The sequence below is a fragment of the Bradyrhizobium iriomotense genome (assembly GCF_030160715.1).
GTDB lineage: Bacteria > Pseudomonadota > Alphaproteobacteria > Rhizobiales > Xanthobacteraceae > Bradyrhizobium > Bradyrhizobium iriomotense.
Genome location: NZ_BSOW01000014.1, coordinates 200,393 through 218,352, shown reverse-complemented (window position 1 = coordinate 218,352; position 17,960 = coordinate 200,393). Strand labels below are relative to the sequence as shown.

At 63.2% G+C, this 17,960-nt stretch carries 12 protein-coding genes; 1 reads left to right on the top strand and 11 read right to left on the bottom strand.

Annotated elements, in window-relative coordinates; genetic code table 11:
* Position 1 precedes the first annotated feature (1 nt).
* From QQL28_RS21330 to QQL28_RS21300, 7 genes are all read right to left on the bottom strand, one after another.
* A complete protein-coding gene (locus QQL28_RS21330) occupies positions 2 to 2,281 on the bottom strand; it encodes a hypothetical protein (protein WP_284268410.1) in 2,280 nt (759 codons plus the stop codon).
* Between the two features lie 150 nt (positions 2,282 to 2,431).
* Positions 2,432 to 4,387: a hypothetical protein gene (locus QQL28_RS21325; protein WP_284268409.1), complete on the bottom strand. Its 1,956-nt coding sequence runs from the start codon at positions 4,385 to 4,387 to the stop codon at positions 2,432 to 2,434.
* Between the two features lie 196 nt (positions 4,388 to 4,583).
* Positions 4,584 to 5,444, bottom strand: a complete 861-nt coding sequence (locus QQL28_RS21320; RefSeq protein WP_284268408.1) for a sugar phosphate isomerase/epimerase family protein — start codon at positions 5,442 to 5,444, stop codon at positions 4,584 to 4,586.
* A 2-nt stretch (positions 5,445 to 5,446) separates the two neighbouring features.
* Positions 5,447 to 6,214: a substrate-binding periplasmic protein gene (locus tag QQL28_RS21315; protein ID WP_284268407.1), complete on the bottom strand. Its 768-nt coding sequence runs from the start codon at positions 6,212 to 6,214 to the stop codon at positions 5,447 to 5,449.
* A gap of 30 nt (positions 6,215 to 6,244) precedes the next feature.
* On the bottom strand, positions 6,245 to 6,589 hold the full coding sequence (locus QQL28_RS21310) for a c-type cytochrome (RefSeq protein WP_284268406.1): 345 nt from the start codon (positions 6,587 to 6,589) through the stop codon (positions 6,245 to 6,247).
* 90 nt (positions 6,590 to 6,679) lie between these two features.
* Entirely contained in the window at positions 6,680 to 8,398 is a 1,719-nt protein-coding gene (locus QQL28_RS21305) for a pyrroloquinoline quinone-dependent dehydrogenase (RefSeq protein WP_284268405.1), read from the bottom strand.
* A gap of 320 nt (positions 8,399 to 8,718) precedes the next feature.
* Positions 8,719 to 9,525 carry an NAD-dependent protein deacetylase gene (locus QQL28_RS21300; RefSeq protein ID WP_431309625.1) on the bottom strand — a complete coding sequence of 269 codons (807 nt, stop codon included), beginning with the start codon at positions 9,523 to 9,525 and terminating at the stop codon, positions 8,719 to 8,721.
* Positions 9,526 to 9,687: 162 nt separating this feature from the next.
* On the opposite strand from QQL28_RS21300, the gene QQL28_RS21295 reads away from it, so the two are divergent.
* Positions 9,688 to 11,016 (top strand): dicarboxylate/amino acid:cation symporter, encoded by a 1,329-nt coding sequence (locus QQL28_RS21295; RefSeq protein WP_284268404.1) that lies wholly within the window; start codon positions 9,688 to 9,690, stop codon positions 11,014 to 11,016.
* Positions 11,017 to 11,113: 97 nt separating this feature from the next.
* Here QQL28_RS21295 and QQL28_RS21290 read toward each other — a convergent pair whose 3' ends face one another.
* The 4 genes from QQL28_RS21290 to QQL28_RS21275 form a co-directional block, all read right to left on the bottom strand.
* Positions 11,114 to 12,781 carry a hydantoinase B/oxoprolinase family protein gene (locus QQL28_RS21290; protein WP_284268460.1) on the bottom strand — a complete coding sequence of 556 codons (1,668 nt, stop codon included), beginning with the start codon at positions 12,779 to 12,781 and terminating at the stop codon, positions 11,114 to 11,116.
* Between the two features lie 2 nt (positions 12,782 to 12,783).
* On the bottom strand, positions 12,784 to 14,868 hold the full coding sequence (locus tag QQL28_RS21285; protein ID WP_284268403.1) for a hydantoinase/oxoprolinase family protein: 2,085 nt from the start codon (positions 14,866 to 14,868) through the stop codon (positions 12,784 to 12,786).
* A 133-nt stretch (positions 14,869 to 15,001) separates the two neighbouring features.
* A complete protein-coding gene (locus QQL28_RS21280) occupies positions 15,002 to 16,375 on the bottom strand; it encodes an amidohydrolase family protein (RefSeq protein ID WP_284268402.1) in 1,374 nt (457 codons plus the stop codon).
* Positions 16,372 to 17,955 carry an ABC transporter substrate-binding protein gene (locus QQL28_RS21275; protein ID WP_284268401.1) on the bottom strand — a complete coding sequence of 528 codons (1,584 nt, stop codon included), beginning with the start codon at positions 17,953 to 17,955 and terminating at the stop codon, positions 16,372 to 16,374. The genes QQL28_RS21280 and QQL28_RS21275 overlap by 4 nt, the downstream gene beginning before the upstream one ends.
* Positions 17,956 to 17,960: the final 5 nt, after the last annotated feature.

Here is a 17,960-nt window from a genome sequence, read left to right as displayed (position 1 = left end):
ACTATCTGGTCACCAGCGGGCTCAGGTCGAGCGCGAGTCTGAGAGCCGACCACAGGTCCAAATCCTCATTGGAAGTCATCCCCTCATTGAAAGTCATCCCCGCATTGGCGGTCTGCCTATTTCGCAGGTCACTGATGCGCATGTTGAGATACTGTCCAATGTGACGTCTTGGTTCGGTCAATACGTCAATGTACTCTCGCAACACCCGAAGGAACAGAAATTCAACCGTGTCATTGGTTAGAAGCTGATAGCGTTCGCTCGATGCGTTCCACCGCGTGCTGCCATCCTCGGCACGGTATTTCAGATAGTCCTTCAATCGATCGCGCGTAATTACGAACTGATCTTGTCCAGCCGGGTCGGCAACTCGTGCACGCCCATGCTCATGTAGATAGCTCAGGAAGTACAACGTATCGTAGATATATTGACCATAAATTGGGACTTCGCGGATACGGTCTTGCACCTCCCTTCGACTGGCGATCGCTTCGACCGCCAGTTGCATGACCACCTCGTTCTGATGCCGATTAAGCGGTAGCGATGGGTCTCGGTACTCCTGCGAGAATTCTCCGTGTTCATTGAGCAACGCAATCAGCCGCCTGTTGAAACGCGCCGGGATCATTTTGGACCGGTAGACGAGGATCGTTCCCCAAGCCAGCAGACCTAGCTTGTGCCGACGTTTTTCCTCGGGGGCCCAGGAACGGTCATCGACGAGCTTGAACAAGTACCTTCGATAGTCGTCTGGCGTGTAGTTCAAGAAGATGCGATGTGTATAGAAGGTGCTTGTATAGGAATCGTACGAGCCCTCATCCCCCGGATTGTTTTCCGCCGTCCCGTTTTGCGGAGGCGTCGCACGGTTTGCTTCTGCGAGGGGCATCGGACCGCCTATCCTTGCCGGCGGCGTTTCCGAACCGAGCAGCTCTTCGTAGTACGTCCGGTCCGTCAGAAACAGGAACGCCCCATAATCCGTAACGATGTGCTTGGCGAGATGGAGAAACTGGTCCAGCTTCCTTGTGGGATCGCTAAGCTTGTCGAGTTCGTCGACGATGAAGATCGGCGCAAACCCGGCATCCTTGACCCGCTTGAGCAGAATGGGGAGATCGCGCTCGATGCGTTCGGGTGACCAATCGACTTCCAGATCGAGCTCGCGATCGAGCTTCTTGCTGACCTGGCGGCGAACATTGTAGCTGACACTGAGAAAGCTTGCTAACCAAACGATCAGGCCGACGCCAACGCTCATGGCAGTCGTGCCGAGGTCCTTGCTTCCGGCAAGAGCAAGGCCGCCGGCCGCGACCCCGAGGGCGGCAGGCGCCAACTTTTCAGCAGACGATTTGGCTGAGCCCTTTGCTTCTTCCCCGGACTTTGCGCCTTCCTTCTCTGGCCGCGAAACCTTCAGATTGTACAGCCGTTCGCGCTCTACCGATTCAGCGCGGCGCAATCGCTCCTTCGGCTTGCCCAGGATGACGTTGAAAGTGTTCGCGCATGCCGACAGCGCCAGAATTTCCCGCAAACCCTGATCGCGTGAATCGCCGGCTATCGCAGGAACCGGCAGGTTCCTTGACGCACGAGGCGATCCTCTGTCTCGGACCGGCGAGAGATAGAACGCTACTCCGCTGTGTAGAAACCCTGCGCGTTCCCAGATCGACCGCAGCGCTTCGACGTCCGTTGGACGGTCCAGCGTGACGTCCAAATGCGTGCGCAACTCCAACAATTCATGACGCCGACGCCGCGCATCGGGTGATTCGTCGAGCGCGTTGAGCCAAGCCTCGTACATTGCCCGCGAAAGACACCGGTACAGCTCCGTCAAGATGACGCGAAAGGCTCCATCCTTGATCTGGGCCTGCTCTTTGGTCCTCTCGTCGGCATCGCGCTGTTCCGCCTCTTCTTTCGATTCTACAGACTCGTCATCGCTTCCCTTCACGGTTGAACCCACATCCGAACGTGTTGTCTCGCCTCCCTGAGGGGGCACCGCTCCAATAATTGCCGCGATAGACATCGAGCCACTCTGAGACTCACAGGGTTTCTCGGGCTTCGCGCCATCGGCGTTTTCGGACGCATCTGGAGCTTTGCCACGGGCGAGGAGATCGATCATGGTCGGACCATGCAAGTAGACCGGCAGGGGAATCAGGTGCTCCGAGTCGTGCATGGCAGCTTCGATCGCGAGCTTGGCCAGAGTGGTCTTGCCGGCACCGCGCTGGCCCGTCAGCAGAACGGAGATTCCATCGACCTCGCCTCTGCAATAGCGACCCAGCAGATACCGCAAACGGCCGTATTCGGTCGACAGCATGTGGGGTCGCTGCTGCGGATCAATGGCCCGCGGCCATTCGCGCAAACTGCGGAGCGATTCACGCGAGAGTGGCTCGGCATAGTCTCTCATCCTGTACATGCAACGGGCCTCAACATTTTCGTTCGGCCAAGACGGCCACACATCAGAACACTATCGACACTCTTCAACGATCTTGATCGTGGCCGAGCGCTCGCTCCCGACGGACCATTGCAGATCAACGATCTTTCGTCCGGATTGAGCGCGCGCGGCGAAGTCGGCCAGGGCGAGGGCTCGCTTGGACGCGTAGTCCTCATTGCTCTGCTTCGCGGGCCCGTCGGCGAATCCACGGACGGACAAGCGGGAGCCGATTGGGATCATCCCATCGGACAGGAATGCGGAAATATGCTGTTGGTCGTCCTCTGGAATATCCGTCCTCCCCTTATCAAAGGAGAGAAAATAGGATTTGATCGCCCGGAATTTCTGGCCTCCAGCCGCGTCTTTCGCTTTCATCAACGCCGAATCTGGAGCTGGTCGCGCCATAAACTTCACCTCGAAGCAATCAGCGGCCGGTTTCTCCTTGCCGAGCGTTGCGTCGATGTGACCGAGAGTTTGCCCCATGCTGTCCGTGGCCGGAGCAAGTTTCCCGGCGAGGGTATCGCTGATCCGGGCGAGCGATTGTTCAACCTCGGCAAGGCTGGCCGACGATTGTCCGGCCGGCATCGCGTCCGCAATCTTCTGTAATGACGCGCGGATGTTCTCGAACCCGGGCGCGTCCTTTGGGTTCCGAAGTGCCTGATCGACATTCAGCAATGTCTTGCGCAACTCAGTTGCCGCGCTCGCAGACAGATCACTCTTCGCCGCGATCTCTTCGAGCGCTTTTCGAATGTCCTTCAGGGCGTTCATGGCCGGAGAAAGCTGCGCAGCAAGCGTGGCGTTGATCCCCTGGAGCGACTGTTCAACCTCAGTGAGCCGGATCGACGGTTGTCCAGTCGGCATCGCATCCGCAATTTTCTGCAACGACGCTCGGACGCTCTCGAGCCCAGGAGCGACCTTCGGATCGTGAAGGGCCTGATCGATATCGTGCAAGGACTCGCGCACATCGCCCAGCGCTTTCGCAGACAGATCGTCCTTCGCGTGGATCTCTTCGAGCGCCCTGCGAATGCCTTTCAGGCTCTCGCTAAGCTCCTGGCCTTTCAAGGATTTGCCGGCATCGTCAATCGCTGCCCTGATCGCTCCCAACGCGCTATTGCCATCCGCGCTCTTGAGAATTGCGACGACGTCTTGGTTCGTATCGGTGTTCCCGCTGGCGGATGGTGGATTTGCAGGGAGTGGAGCGGTTGGTGCCTTGGAACCATTTCCGGGTGGATCGGAGGGTGCCTTGGGCCGATTGTCCGGCTCTGATTTGGGCTTGCATACATCCCCCTCATTGCAAGCCGACGAACCTCCCCCGACGTGGGGCTGATACGCGAAAAGAGCGCCCGTCTTGCTGATTCCGGAGAGGAGCGCATAGCAAATCGGTATCAAGCAGATCACGATGACAAGAAGGGTGATAGCTGCCTGTGCAAACCCCTCGGCGGCGTTGGCCTCGCTGGTGTCCTCGCCCAATCCTGACCATGGCCGCTCAAAAAGCCATCTGATCTCCATCAGTGAACAAAGCTTCCACCAGATCAACATAAGCAGGCCGAAAGCCGGGACGAGGCTGAACCCAACGATGAGCCAGCGCACGGCCGGCACGCACTCCTTCTGCGTGAGCAGGCCGGATAGGGCGCACACGGTCCAGACGGGCTTGCTGCCAATCGGTGCGGTCGCAAGAAAAGCAAGCGCCGGGACAACGAGCGGGGCCAGCAGTGGAGGAATTGCCCAGTACATCCGCAATCGCAGCGAGGCGCTCGTTTGATCCACAAGCGACCAGCGGTAGATCTGTGCAAAAAGGGCCGCGCTATAGGCCACGCAGCCGAAGAGCCAAATGATCATCAGTTTCGAGAACACGGACAGCTTCGCTGCCCAAGGCCAAATTGAAAGGGTCAATCCTGCCGCAAAGCCGAAGAAAACCAGTGCAGCGGCGAGCGGCAACTGCCACGCCACCGCCCCCTCTCCCATGCGCGGGCCGCGATTTCGCTTGGCCATGATTTCCACGCAATCTGCGGGCTCGGCAAATGCAACGAGCCGTTACACAAATTTCATCGCAAATAAGTCGACTCTCGCGGCCCCTTACGCGGCAACGCATCAAATGCTGTCAGTATCGCGCATCCAAGCATAGCGCGAACTACTTCGTAAATGCAACCAAAGATGCGTCGACCCCGGGGCTTGGCAAGCACGCCCGTCACATGCCGCGGGAAAAATAGCGCTGGGTGCGAAGGAAGGCGATGCTGGTCTCGATGCTGCGCAGCGGATCGGCCGAGACGTCCTGCTCGACGAAGGCGTGCTGCACGCCGCCTGCGGACATGGCCGCGAATATCCCCGCGAAGTCGATCGTGCCGTGACCGAGCTCGGTGGTCGATCCATCCTTCGCCATGTCCTTGAGATGAACCAGCCGAATTCGCGATGGATGGGCCTTCAGGACATCGGCGGCATTGCGACCTCCCCTGGTCGCCCAGTAAACGTCGAGCTCGAACTTGACAACACGCTCGTCGGTGCTGCCGAGCAGAACGTCGTAGGGCTGGATGCCGCCAGCGAGGTGCAGAAACTCGAAATCATGATTGTGATAGGCGAGCGTCAGCCCGGAACGTGACGCCAGTTCACCAATCCAGTTCAGATCGTCGCAGATCCGCCTCCAGTCGTCGATCGTCTGCCGCACCGGCGGGTCCAGCCACGGACAGACGACGAAGCGGCTGCCGAGTGAATGGGCGATATCGAACGATGATCCGGTCTTGTCCCGCAGGCTGGCGTAGCCGAGATGCAGCGACGGGGCGGCGAGGCCGAGGCTGCGCAAGAGCTCGCTTGTGCGCCCGACGTCAGGGCCGAGAATGCCGGCGAACTCCACCTCGCGGTAGCCGAGGCGGGCCACCTTGCGAAGCGTGCCTTCGAAGTCGCTCTTCAGGAGGTCACGGACCGTATAGAGCTGGAGACCGATCTTGCGCTCCTCGACGCCGGATGCCGGGGCCGCACCAACGGCCGCCGCGGCAGCGAGACATCGGAGGAGGTCGCGCCTGCTGAGCGGCGGGCTGCCGAAGCGGAGGTGCACGGCTATCTCGGCGCCTCGAGGACAATACCGTAGCGACGATAGATCCGCTCGATTGTGCCGTCGGCCCGCAAGCGGTCGATCGCCCCATCGATCGCGCCGCGTAACGCATCGTCCGGGCGAACCATGCCGACGGCGACATTCCAGTTGAGATCGGTCACGCTCTCGTCACGATCGAGGATCCGAAGCGGCCTCTCGGGATGCGTGAGATTGAAATAGCTCGCCGCCGTCGGCGTGACCGCGGCAGCGTCGAGCTCATTGTTCGACAGCGCGTCAAGGCTGTCGCTCTCGAAGCCGAAGGTCGACGTCGGCACGCGGCGCTGACCGATGATCATGGCGGCGACGGAGCCGACCTGCACGCCGACCTTGGTGTGCTCGTTCAGGCTCTTGAACGAGGTGAGCGCGCTGGACGACGGCACCGCCAGTGCAACGCCCGTGCGGTAGTACGGCTTCGAGATGCGCAGGCGGGTCTCGCCCTGCGCCTCACGGTCGGCGATGATGTCGAGAAGAATATCGCAAGCAGCGCTGCGCATCTGATACTGCGTGATGATCCAGTCGAGCCTGAGCGAGACGCCGAGCTCGCGTGCCAGCGCCCGCCCCAATTCGACCTGAAATCCGGGCGGATCGCCGGCCTTGCTGGCGAAGGGAAGCGAGTTGGGATGGGCGCACAGCCCGAGCTCGCCGGAGGAGCGGATCGCCTCCAGGGTTCGCGCCTGCGCCGGCGCCGAAAGTAAGATGGCGGCACCGATCATGAGCGAGAGGATCATCTTCATTCCGAAGGCCTCGTGTTGACGCGTCGCAGCTCAGCCCGCGCGCGGCTTGAGGGCGCGAATGTACGTGACGATCTGATCGATCTGCGAATCGGTCAGAGCGCCGTCGAAGGCCGGCATCGCGCCTTGCTTGCCATGCTTGATGCGGTTGCGAATGAAATCGTCGTCGCGCGGCGTGTTCATCAGCTGCGGTCCCTTGCCGGCAGCCCGGCCGCCCTCGGAGTGACAAAAGCCACAAGTGCCCGCGAACAATTGCTCGACGTCGAACGTCTCGCTGTCAGGCGCAGGCGTCGGCGACTGCGCCGCGGCGACACACGACAATGAAACAGCCAGCACTGCCACCGGCAATGCGGCGATCCTCTTTACGGACGATTTCAAGGCGTCTCGCTCCAGTTTGCTAAACCGGCACTTCAACGGACCGAGGAGCAGGCTTGCGCCCGCTCCCCGGCAGCTCGTTTCGCGACGAGACTATTTCAGGCTGTAGACGATCAGCGCGCCGTCATCGCGCGGCATGCTCTTGTAGACGCCGCCGAAGTTCGGTGCGTAGTCGTCCGACAACATGCCGCCAAAGCCGGCCGTCACGGCAATGTACTGCTTGCCGTTCGCGGAGTAGCTGATGATGCCGCCCTGATGACCGGTGCCGTCGGAGTGGTTCCACAACTCGGCGCCATTGTCGGCGTCATAGGCATGAAGGATGCCGCGGGAGTCAGGTACGAATACGAGATTGCCCGCAGTCGACAGTACGCTGCCGAGCGGCGGCTCGGGGTAGCGAACCTCCCACTTCTTCTCTCCCGTGATCGGATCACGCGCGTCGAGGTGTCCGTAGATCTCGCCGCTCGGAGGAGGCGCCATCTTGAAATCGGCGCCAATGTTGAGCTGGGCCTGGGGTGTGGTGACTGGCGTCGTTTTCTGGATGTCCAGCGTCATGCACCATTCCTGGCCGAGCTTGTAGTAGAGGCCCGTCTTCGGATTGTATGAGCCGGAGTTCCAGCTAATCCCGCCTCCAATGTATGGGCACAGCGGCATTTCGGTGACCTTACCGACGGAGAAGTCGCGACGGCCGATCAGCTCGCCCGTCTTCGGGTCGATAGACTTGACGAAGTTGATGTTCTGGACGAGCGGCCAGACGTTTTTCACGGCGAGGTTGCGGTCGTAGACGAAGACGAAGCCGCCCTTGTTCGGATGAACCACGTATTTCTGGCCGTCGCGCTCGAGCATCACGAATTCGCCGACTGCGCTGTCGAAGTCCCAGGCGTCGTGCGGCAGCTCCTGATGATAGAACTTCAGCTTGCCGGTATCGAGATCGAGACCGATCACCGAGCTCGTGTAAAGATTGTCGCCGGGCCGCGCGCCCTGAGTCTTGAAGTCGGCGCCCGACCAGTCATAGAGCGGCGCCGGATTGGCGGTGCCCCACAGGACTGTGTTGGTCTCGGAATCGTAAGTGCCCGGCATCCAGCCGCCACCGCCGCCGGTGCGCCAGGAATCGTTGCCCCACGTCTTCATGGCATCGTCGGTGCCGGCGACCGTGAGGAACTCCCACTTCTTTTTGCCCGTCGTGGCGTCCACGGCGAAGATCGGACCGCGGCCCGGCCACTCGCCGCCCTGCGAGCCGATGATCACGGTGCCCTTGGCATAGAGCGGCGCACCGGTGAAGCCGACCGTCAGCTTCTGCGAGTCGATAAGCTTGGTTTCCCAGAGAACCTTGCCCGTCTTCGCATCCAGCCCGAACAAGCGGCCGTCCATCGTGCCGACGAAGACCTTGCCTTCGCCGAGCGCGACGCCGCGATTATAGGGAGAATGAGTCTGGCGGGCGATCAGCGCCTCGTCGAGCTCGGGGAAATAGGACCAGATGACCTCGCCGGTCGCGCCATTGAGCGCGAACACCCGGCTGTAGGACCCCGAGTAGTAGAGCACGCCATCAGCGGCGACCGGCATCGACTGCAGGCCGCGGGTAGAGCGGCCGGGAATGTGCATCCAGGCCACGCTCAGATTGCCGACATTGCCCGCATTGATCTGCGACAACGGGCTGTAATGATACGACTTGTAGGAACCGTGATAGGTCAGCCAGTCGTTCTGGCCCGCAGCCTCGATGCGCGCAGTGTCCACGGTTTGAGCCAGAGCCGACGACACGGTGAGTGTCGCACCAACGACAAGAGGCAGACCAGAATAGCACCACCACGTCTTCATGTGCAGTTCCTCCCGCTTGTGTGTTTCTTGACGATGTTCGCGAACGTCCTTGCGACGGACGCTTGCAGCCCGGTTCGGTGTCGGTTTGTCTCCTTCAGATGAGTCGGCGACAGCTTTCCCTCTCTCGCGGCGTCGATCGCCCAAGGAGGTTGGTCTGTTGGATTGGCTGCTGTTGCTCCCGCTCGCGGGCATAGAGTACGCCGGTTCGCGCGGAGTGCAATCGGGGAATGTGCGCCGAACGCGAACGCGGAATGTCAGTCGGGCTGACTATTTCAGCGATATCACCAAGTCTCCGTGCGGATGCGGAGCCCTGCGCATGCTCACAGCAGGAATGCGAGCGCAGCTTCGCAGCGCTCTTCGACTTTCAGCGTCAACAGATCGTCCGCGCGGGTGCGTCCGAGATTGACGGCGGCAATCGGAATGTTCTTGCGTGCCGCCATCTGCACGAAGCGAAAGCCGGAATAGACCATCAGCGATGAGCCGACGATCAACATGGCGTCCGCCTGCTCCAGATGTTCTTGCGCGGATGCAACGACCTCGCGCGGCACGCTCTCGCCGAAGAACACGACGTCGGGCTTGAGGATGCCGCCGCAGGATTGGCAGGCTGGCACGTTGAACGACGAAAAATCCTCGTGTTCGAGATCGGCATCGCCATCGGGCGCATCCGCAGCGTCGAGCGCGAGCCAGGCGGCATTCGCGCGACCGAGCGAGCGCTGGAACGCATCGCGCGGCGTCTTCTCGCCACAGCCCATGCAGCGGACGAGATCGAGCCGGCCGTGAAGATCGATCACCTGCCGGTGGCCCGCCGACTGATGTAGCCGGTCGACGTTCTGGGTCAGCAGCATCTCGCACTGCCCGTTCGCCTCGAGGCGAGCCAACGCATGGTGCGCGTCGTTCGGCTCGGCCTGGCCGAACCGTCGCCAGCCGATCAGGCTCCGCGCCCAGTATCGCTGCCGCGTGCGCGCATCACTCATGAAGGCCTGGTACTTGACCGGCTGGGTTCGCTTCCAGTTGCCCTGGCTGTCGCGATAATCGGGAATGCCGGAATTGGTGCTGCAGCCTGCCCCGGTCAGAACGAAGAGACGCAGGTAGCGGCCGACGAAATCTTCGAGCGGACGTTTTGCCATGGCCCAGCATGTAGTCTGCTTCAATCGGCTTTGCCAGATGGAGCCGCGCATGACGATGCTGCGCTGCGGTCCGCGCGTGCCGACGAAATTGTGATTATCGGCCCTGCCCCGGACGGACCATGATGAAAAGGCGCCGACCTGCAATGCAATCCGGGGCACTCCATGACGTCAGTCGCGATTCCGCCCGCCGTCCATCGTCGTCATCAACCCTGGTACAAGATCCTCTACGTCCAGGTGCTGATCGCGATCGCGCTCGGGATCGTGGTCGGCTATTTCAATCCCGACCTCGGCAAGGAGCTGAAGCCGCTGGGCGACGGCTTCATCGCGCTGATCAAGATGATGATCGCGCCGGTGATCTTCTGCACGGTGGTGCATGGCATCTCCTCGATGGGCGACCTCAAGCGGGTCGGCCGGGTCGGGCTGAAGGCGCTGATCTATTTCGAGACCGTCTCGACAGTGGCGCTCGCGGTCGGCCTGCTCGTCGGCGAGGTGCTCCAGCCCGGGCACGGCTTCAACATCGACCCCTCCACGATCGATCCGAAGTCGGTGGCGACCTACGTCACCAAGGCCAAGGAAGAGGGCATCGTCGCCCATCTGATGGCGATCATCCCGGACAGCTATGTCGGCGCGATCGCGCGCGGCGACATCCTTCAGGTGCTGCTGATCTCAATCCTTTCGGGCTTTTCCATCGCCTTCCTCGGCAAGGCCGGCGAGCCGATCGTCGAGGCCGTCGACAAGGCGGCGAAGATGTTCTTCGGCATCATCCGCATCGTCGTGCGCGTCGCGCCGATCGGCGCGTTCGGCGCCATGGCCTTCACCGTCGGCGCCTACGGCCTCGGCTCGCTGCTCAACCTCATCGCGCTGATCGGCACGTTCTATCTCACCAGCATCCTGTTCGTGCTGATCGTGCTCGGCTCGATCGCGCGCGTCGCCGGCTTCTCGATCCTGCGTTTCATCGCCTACATCAAGGACGAGCTCTTGATCGTGCTCGGCACCTCGTCATCGGAAACGGTGCTGCCGCAGATGATCCAGAAGATGGAGCATCTCGGCGCCTCGCGCTCGGTGGTCGGCCTCGTCATTCCGACCGGCTACAGCTTCAACCTCGACGGCACCAACATCTACATGACGCTGGCGACGTTGTTTCTGGCCCAGGCGACCAACACCAACCTCACGATCTGGCAGGAGCTCGGCATTCTGGGCATCGCCATGATCACCTCGAAGGGCGCCTCGGGCGTGACCGGCGCCGGCTTCATCACGCTGGCGGCAACGCTCTCCATCGTGCCCGACATCCCCGTCCAGTCGATCGCGATCCTGGTCGGCATCGACAAGTTCATGAGCGAGTGCCGCGCGCTGACCAATCTGATCGGCAACGGCGTCGCCTGCGTCGTGATCAGCATGTCCGAGGGCGAGCTGGATCGCACTGCCCTGCACGAGACGATGGCGCATCCGCTTGCGATCGGCGAGGCACTGGAGCCCGGCGGCGGGTCCTAGAGCATGATCCGGAAAAGTGCGAAGCGGTTTTCCGAAAAGATCATGCTCAAACAACAACCTAAAGCGCGATGACGATTCATCCCAATCTCATCGCGCTTTAGCGACGCATCACGCCCTCGAATCCATAAACCGCGGCCGCATTGTCCGCCGAGACCAACCCGCTCTCGACGTCCTCCTGCACGCTGGTCCGTTCACGCTGGCGGGGATCGCCGATGCCGGCGCCGCCCGGCGTCAGCACGACGAGGCGATCCTCCGGCGGCACCTGCTGAAAGCCTTTTCCGCGCAGCTTCTGGCCGGACTTCAGCCCGACATAGCCGGCCTCACCGTCGCGCCCGCCATCGCGGCCGCGCGGCGGATGATCGATGCGATCGAACGCCGCCAGAATGTCGAACGGTGCATCGACGCCGCTACCGACCTCGATGATCTGGCCGAGACCGCCGCGGGTGCGACCCGCACCGCCGGAATCGGGGCGCAGCTCCTTGCGCCAGAAGATCAGCGGCGTCTGCGTCTCCGCGATCTCGACCGGCGTGCCGCGCACCCCGCTCGGATAGGCGGTTGCCGACAGCCCGTCCTTGGCAAAGCGCGCGCCGGTACCGCCATTGCTGGTCACCGCCATCGAGAACCCGTAATTGCCGCCGGCACCGCTGCGCGTCTGTCCGCGCACGTTGAGATTCCACAGGCACGAGGTGCCTTCGGCCGGCACGCGCTCGGGGATGATCTGGCGCAGGCAGCCGAACACGACGTCGGGCAGCATCTGGCCGATCACGTGACGCGATGCCACCGGCGCAGGCTTTGGCGCATTGAGGATCGCGCCTGATGGTGCCGACACCGTCAACGGCGAGAGCGAGCCGGCATTGTTGGGAATCTCCGAGGCGACGACGCAGCCGAGGCCGAAGACGGTGTAGGCAGTGGTGTAGGAGAGCGGCACGTTGATGCCGAATTTCGAGGCCGGCGAGGTGCCGGTGAAATCGACGTGAATGCCCTTCTCCGAGATCGTCAGCATCGCCGACAGCGTCACCGGCACGTCGTAGCCGTCGACGATCATGGTGTTGCGCCAGGACCCTTTCGGCAGCTTCGCGATCTCGGCGAGCACGGCCTCGCGCGAGCGGTCACAGATGTAGTCGCCGAGCTCATCGAGCGTGTCGATGCCGAACTCGGTCATCATCTCGACCAGGCGCTCGCAGCCGACATCATTGCAGCCGGCGAGCGAATAGGTGTCGCCCTCGGTATCGATCGGCAGCCGCGTGTTGGTGCGGATCATTGCCATCAGCGTCTCGTTGACGACGCCCTGGTCGATCAGCTTCAGCATGGGGATATAGAGCCCCTCCATGAAGACGTCGGTGGCATCAGGGCCGAAGCCGATGCCGCCGATATCCATGAGATGGCTGGTGCAGGAGAACAGCGCAACCAGCTTGCCGTTCTTGAAGCAGGGCGTGGTGACGACGAAGTCATTGAGATGGCCGGTACCCATCCAGGGATCGTTGGTGATGTAGGCATCGCCCTCCTTCATCGTCTCCAGCGGAAAATGGGCGATGAAGTGCTTGACGGATTCCGCCATCGAGTTGACGTGACCCGGCGTGCCTGTCACGGCCTGCGCCAGCATGCGGCCCCTGAGGTCGAACACGCCGGCGGAGAGATCGCCGCATTCGCGCACGATCGGGCTGAAGGCGGTGCGAAGCAGCACCTGCCCCTGTTCCTCAACCACCGCGATCAAGCGGTGCCACATGATCTGAAGATCGATCAGGCTTGTGCTTGCGTTATTCATGGTCACGCCGCCTTCCGTTCCATGACGATGCTGCCCGCACCGTCGATGTGGGCGTCAAAACTGGTCGAGACGAAAGTCGAGGTCTCGTCTTCCGCGATCACGGCGGGGCCGGCGATGGTCGCGCCGGGCGCCATGTCCTCGCGGCGGTACAAGGGGATTTCGACCAAACGCCCTGCCCTTCCGTCGAAGAACTTTCGGCTGCCGGATGCCTTGCCGGCCGGCTTGCGCGCCACGGCATCGACGACCGGCGGATTGCGCGGCTCGGTGGTCGCCAGCACCGACCAGCTCAGCACCTCGATCGCGGCACCCGGGATCGGGCGCTCGAACATTGCGGCGTAATCGGTCTCGAAGGATTTTCGCAAGCCCGCGAGATCGGCCGCGGTCAGCGGCCGGTTCGGCAGCTCGACCGTGATCTCGTGGCCCTGGCCGACATAACGCATGAAGGCGGCACGGCGTTCGCGCACGGGCGCGCCGGCAGCACCGGGCTCGACCAGCGCCCGCGCCTCGGTCGCCATCTCATGCAAGAGATCGGAGACTGCCGCGGTATCGAAACCGTCGAGCCGGACATGGCGGCTACGCACGAGCTCATAGGCGATGGGCGCGGCCAGAAATCCGACGGCCGAGCCGACGCCGGCATTCGACGGCACGATCACCCGGGAGACGCCGATCTTCTCGGCAACGCGCGCCGCATGCAGCGGCGCGGCGCCACCGAAGGCGATCAACGTATGCTGGCCCGCCACCGCGCCGCGCTCGACTGCGTGCACGCGCGCCGCGCTCGCCATGTTCTCGCAGACGACCTCGTGCACGGCATAGGCGGCATTCTCCGCCGAGAGGCCCAGCGCCTCACCGACGTCGTGCAGCAGCGCCTGTTTCGATAGCTCGGGATCGAGCTTGATCGTGCCGCCGGCGAAGGCGTCAGGATCGATCATGCCGAGTGCGACGTCCGCATCGGTCACCGCAGGCCGCGTGCCGCCGCGGCCGTAGCATGCCGGGCCCGGCTCAGACGACGCACTCTCGGGACCGACGGTGACGCGCTTCATGGCGTCGATCCGCGCGATCGAGCCGCCGCCGGCGCCGATCTCGACCATCTCGATCACGGGAATGCGCACCGGCAGGCCCGAGCCCTTCAGGAAGCGCGCGGCGCGATCGACCTCGAACACGCGCGAGGTCTCCGGCTGATACTTTTCGATCAGGCAGATTTTTGCCGTGGTGCCGCCCATGTCGAAGGAGAGCACCTTGCTCTCCCCCAACCGCGCCGCGATCTGCGCGGCGAAGATCGCGCCGCCCGCAGGACCGGATTCGACCAGACGTACCGGAAAGCGCCGCGCCGTCTCGATCGAGGTGACGCCGCCGCCGGAGGTCACGAGATAGATCGCGCCGCGGAACTGCTCGACCTCCAGCGCCTCGGCCATGCGCGCGAGATAGCCGTCGATCAAAGGCTGCACATAGGCATTGGCGACGGCGGTCGAGGTGCGCTCATATTCGCGGATCTCGGGGCACACCGCCGAGGACATCGTCACGGAGATGCCGGGCATCTCCTGCGCGAGGATCGCGGCCGCGCGTCGCTCATGCTCGGGATTGGCATAGGAGTGCAGGAAGGCGATGGCGACGCTTTCGACATTCTGCGCACGCAATTTCGGCACCAGCGCGCGCACCGCGGCCTCATCGAGCGGCAGCCGCACCGCGCCATGCGCATCCACGCGCTCGGGAACGGTGAAGCGCAGGCTGCGCGGCGCCAGCGGCTTCGGCTTGTCGATGGTGAGATCATACTGATCGTAGCGGCTCTCGGTGCCGATATCGAGCACGTCGCGAAAGCCGTCGGTGGCGATCAGCGCGGTCTTCGCGCCGCGGCGCTCGATGATGGCGTTGGTCGCCAGCGTCGTGCCGTGGATGAAGACGTCGATATCGCTGATATGCGCACGCGCGTCAGTAAGAATAAGACGAATGCCGTCGAGCACCGCCTGCTCGGGTCGCGTCGGCGTCGTCAGCACCTTACGCGTCTTGCGATCCAAACCTATGTCCAGCACGATATCGGTGAACGTTCCTCCGATATCGACGGCAAGCCGCACTTCGGCTCCCTCACGCATTTCAAATGTCTCCGTGCTGATCGAAAGGTTGGGCTCGAACGTTCAGCAATTTCTATGCCAGCAACGCGATTCTAGCGCAACGCTCGCCGCGATTTTGCCGGGCACCTATGCGATAGCAAAGGATGCGCGCGGATCAGCCGTTGAAGGCCGCCTGCGCCTCCGGCAGATCCCAGATTTTCCCGATCGCGGCTGCGCCTTGCGAGGTGATCGCGGCTTCGTCGCCATGGACGTAGCGACCGGCATCGATGAGCACGCGGCCGTCGACCACGACCTGGTCGATATTGGCGCGGTTGGCGAGCGCGACCAATGCGCGCCTGACATCAAACAACGGCTGCAAATGCGGATGGGTGAGATCGACAATGGTGAGATCGGCGGTCGCGCCAGGCGCGATCCGGCCGAGATCGGGACGCTTGATGATGTCGGCGGCGGTTGCCGTGATCGACTCGATCAGCTCGGGGGAATTTGCGACATCGGCGCGCTGCGACGACGTCTTGGAGATCAGCGAGGCGGCATTGAGTTCGCCGAGCAGGTCCATGTTGTAGCCGTCGGTGCCGACCACGGTGCGGACGCCATGAGCGGCGAAGCGGCTGAATGCCGCAGTTACGCCGGCGCGTGCGAACACGCGCGGGCAGTTCAGCACGGTCGCGCCGCGCGCGGCCATCAGCTTCAGATCGTCGTCGGTGCTGGCGATGCAGTGCGCGGCGAGCAGGTCCGGCGCAAGCAGGCCGAGCCAGTCCAGATATTCCGCCGGCGTGCGGCCGCCATAGCGCTTGCCTATGGTCTCGACCTCGGCGCGGCTCTGCGCCAGATGCGTCGTGATGGGGACACCAAGCTCACGCGCCCGCGCCGCGCACGCCTTCAACAGATCCGGCCCGCAGGTGTCGGTCGCATGCGGGCTCATCGCAAGGCCAATGCGCCCATCGCCGCGGCCATTCCAGCGCTGATAGAGCGCGTCCCAGGTCGCCATGTCAGCCGCGCCGTCATCGCCGGCATAGCGGACCACGCCGTCGGGACCCGCCTTGGCGTCTGAGGTCGAGAACAGATAGGGCGCGCCGTAGAAGCGGATGCCCATCTCGTCGGCGGCGTCGAACATCTCAGGGATCGAATTGCGGAACGGCTCCATCACCGTGGTGGCACCGCCCTTGAGGAGCTGGAGGACGCCGAGCCGCGCGACCGCCAGGCGCTCTTCCGGCGACAACAAATCAGCGCCGCGCTTGGTCAGCGGCAGGAGCACCGTGTAGACGATGCTCTGGTTGTTGCGGCGGCCGTTGCCGTCCTCAGTGTGGCTGCGCGCCACCGCCTCGCTGAAGCAGTGATTATGCAGGTTCAACAGGCCCGGCAGGATGAAACGGCCGGGCTTGTCATAAACGACATCCGCCGACGGCTTGTCGCGCGTGACCGCGGCAATCCTCTTGCCTTCGACCAGCACCCAGTGGTCGCGCAATACATCCTGCGCGCCGTCCTTGCGCGCCAAAACATAGCTGCCGAAGATCGCGATCGTGCTCATGCGGGGCGTACGTTCCAGAAAACGGCGGTACCGTCGAGAATGCCGGTGATGCTCTTGCGATAGGCGGTCGGCTGCTTGTACAGGCCGATCGGAAGATAGGGAATCTCCTCGAAGGCGAGCGCCTGGATCTGCCGGCAGATATGCTGCTGCTCGGCCAGCTCGGAGGCAGCCAGCCACTCGCTGCGAAGACCGCCCATCTTCTCGCTCTTGTACCAGCCGGCGACCTTGCCCTCGCCGCGCAAGTTCGTGTTGCCGGCGGGATTGAGCCAGTCGATGCCCTGCCAGTTGGCGACCGCGGCGCTCCAGCCACCCTGCTGAAGCGGTTCCTTCTTGAGCTGGCGTTGCAGCACGACGGCGAAATCGAGCGCGGCGTATTCGACGTTCATGCCGGCCTTGCGCAGCGTGTCGGCGGCGATCTCGCCGAGCGGGCGCTGGGCCAGCGAATTGGTGGGCACGAGCAGCACGATCTTCTCGCCATTGTAGCCAGCGGCCTTCAGGTCGGCCTTGACCTTGGCGTAGTCGCGCGGGCCGCGGAAGACGTCGAGCCCGACCTCGCTTGCCATCGGCGTGCCAGGCGCGAAGAAGCCAATCGGTGAGACCTGATAGGCCGGATCGGTGCCCGCCACCGCCGTCATGAACGACGACTGATCGATCGCGCCCAGCAATGCGCGGCGAACCGCGAGGTTGTCGAACGGCGGCTGGAGATGGTTGAGCCGCAGCATGCAGGTGTAGCCACGCGGGTCGAGCACGCGCGTCTCGATGTCGCCGGCGGCCTTGATCACCGGCAACAGATCGTGCGGCGTGGTTTCCTGCCAGTCCTGCTCGCCGGTCTGGAGCGCGGCGACGCCGGTGCCGGCGTCCGGCGTGGTGGTCCAGACCACGCGGTCGTAATGCACGATCTTGGGACCTGCGGTCCAATCCGGCTTGCCGTCGCTGCGCGGCTGATAGCGCTCGAAGCGGGCATAGGCGTTGCGCGCGCCCTGCACGCGCTCATCGGCGAGATAGCGGAACGGGCCGCTGCCGATCACTTCCGTCAGCGGCTTGAACGGATCCTGGCTCGCCAGCCGCTCCGGCATCATGAAGCAGGCATTGATCGCGGCCTTGCCGAGCGCCTGCGGCAATAGCGGAAACTGTCGCTTGAGGCGGAAGCGGATGGTGCGGTCATCGGCGGCCGACAGATCGTCGGTCGCCTCCATCAGTTCGCCGCCAAAACCGTCGCGCGCCGCCCAGCGGCGGATGCTCGCGACGCAGTCGCGCGCAAGCACGCGCTCGCCATCGTGCCAGAACAGGCCATCTCTTAAAGTCAGGTCCCACTGGAGCCCGTCATTGGAGATGACATGGCCCGACAGCATCTGCGGCGAGACCTGGAGCGAGGCGCTCATGCCATAGAGCGTGTCGTAAACCATGAAGCCGTGGTTGCGCGACACCTGCGCCGTCGAATAGATCGGGTCGACGAAGGCGAGATCGATCACCGGGATGAAGCGCAGCGTGGTCTGCTCCTCGGCGCGCAATATCCCTGGCAATGACAGGGCCGGCGCTACGGCTGCGGCCTTGAGCAGGGAGCGGCGAGAGATCGGCATCGAAC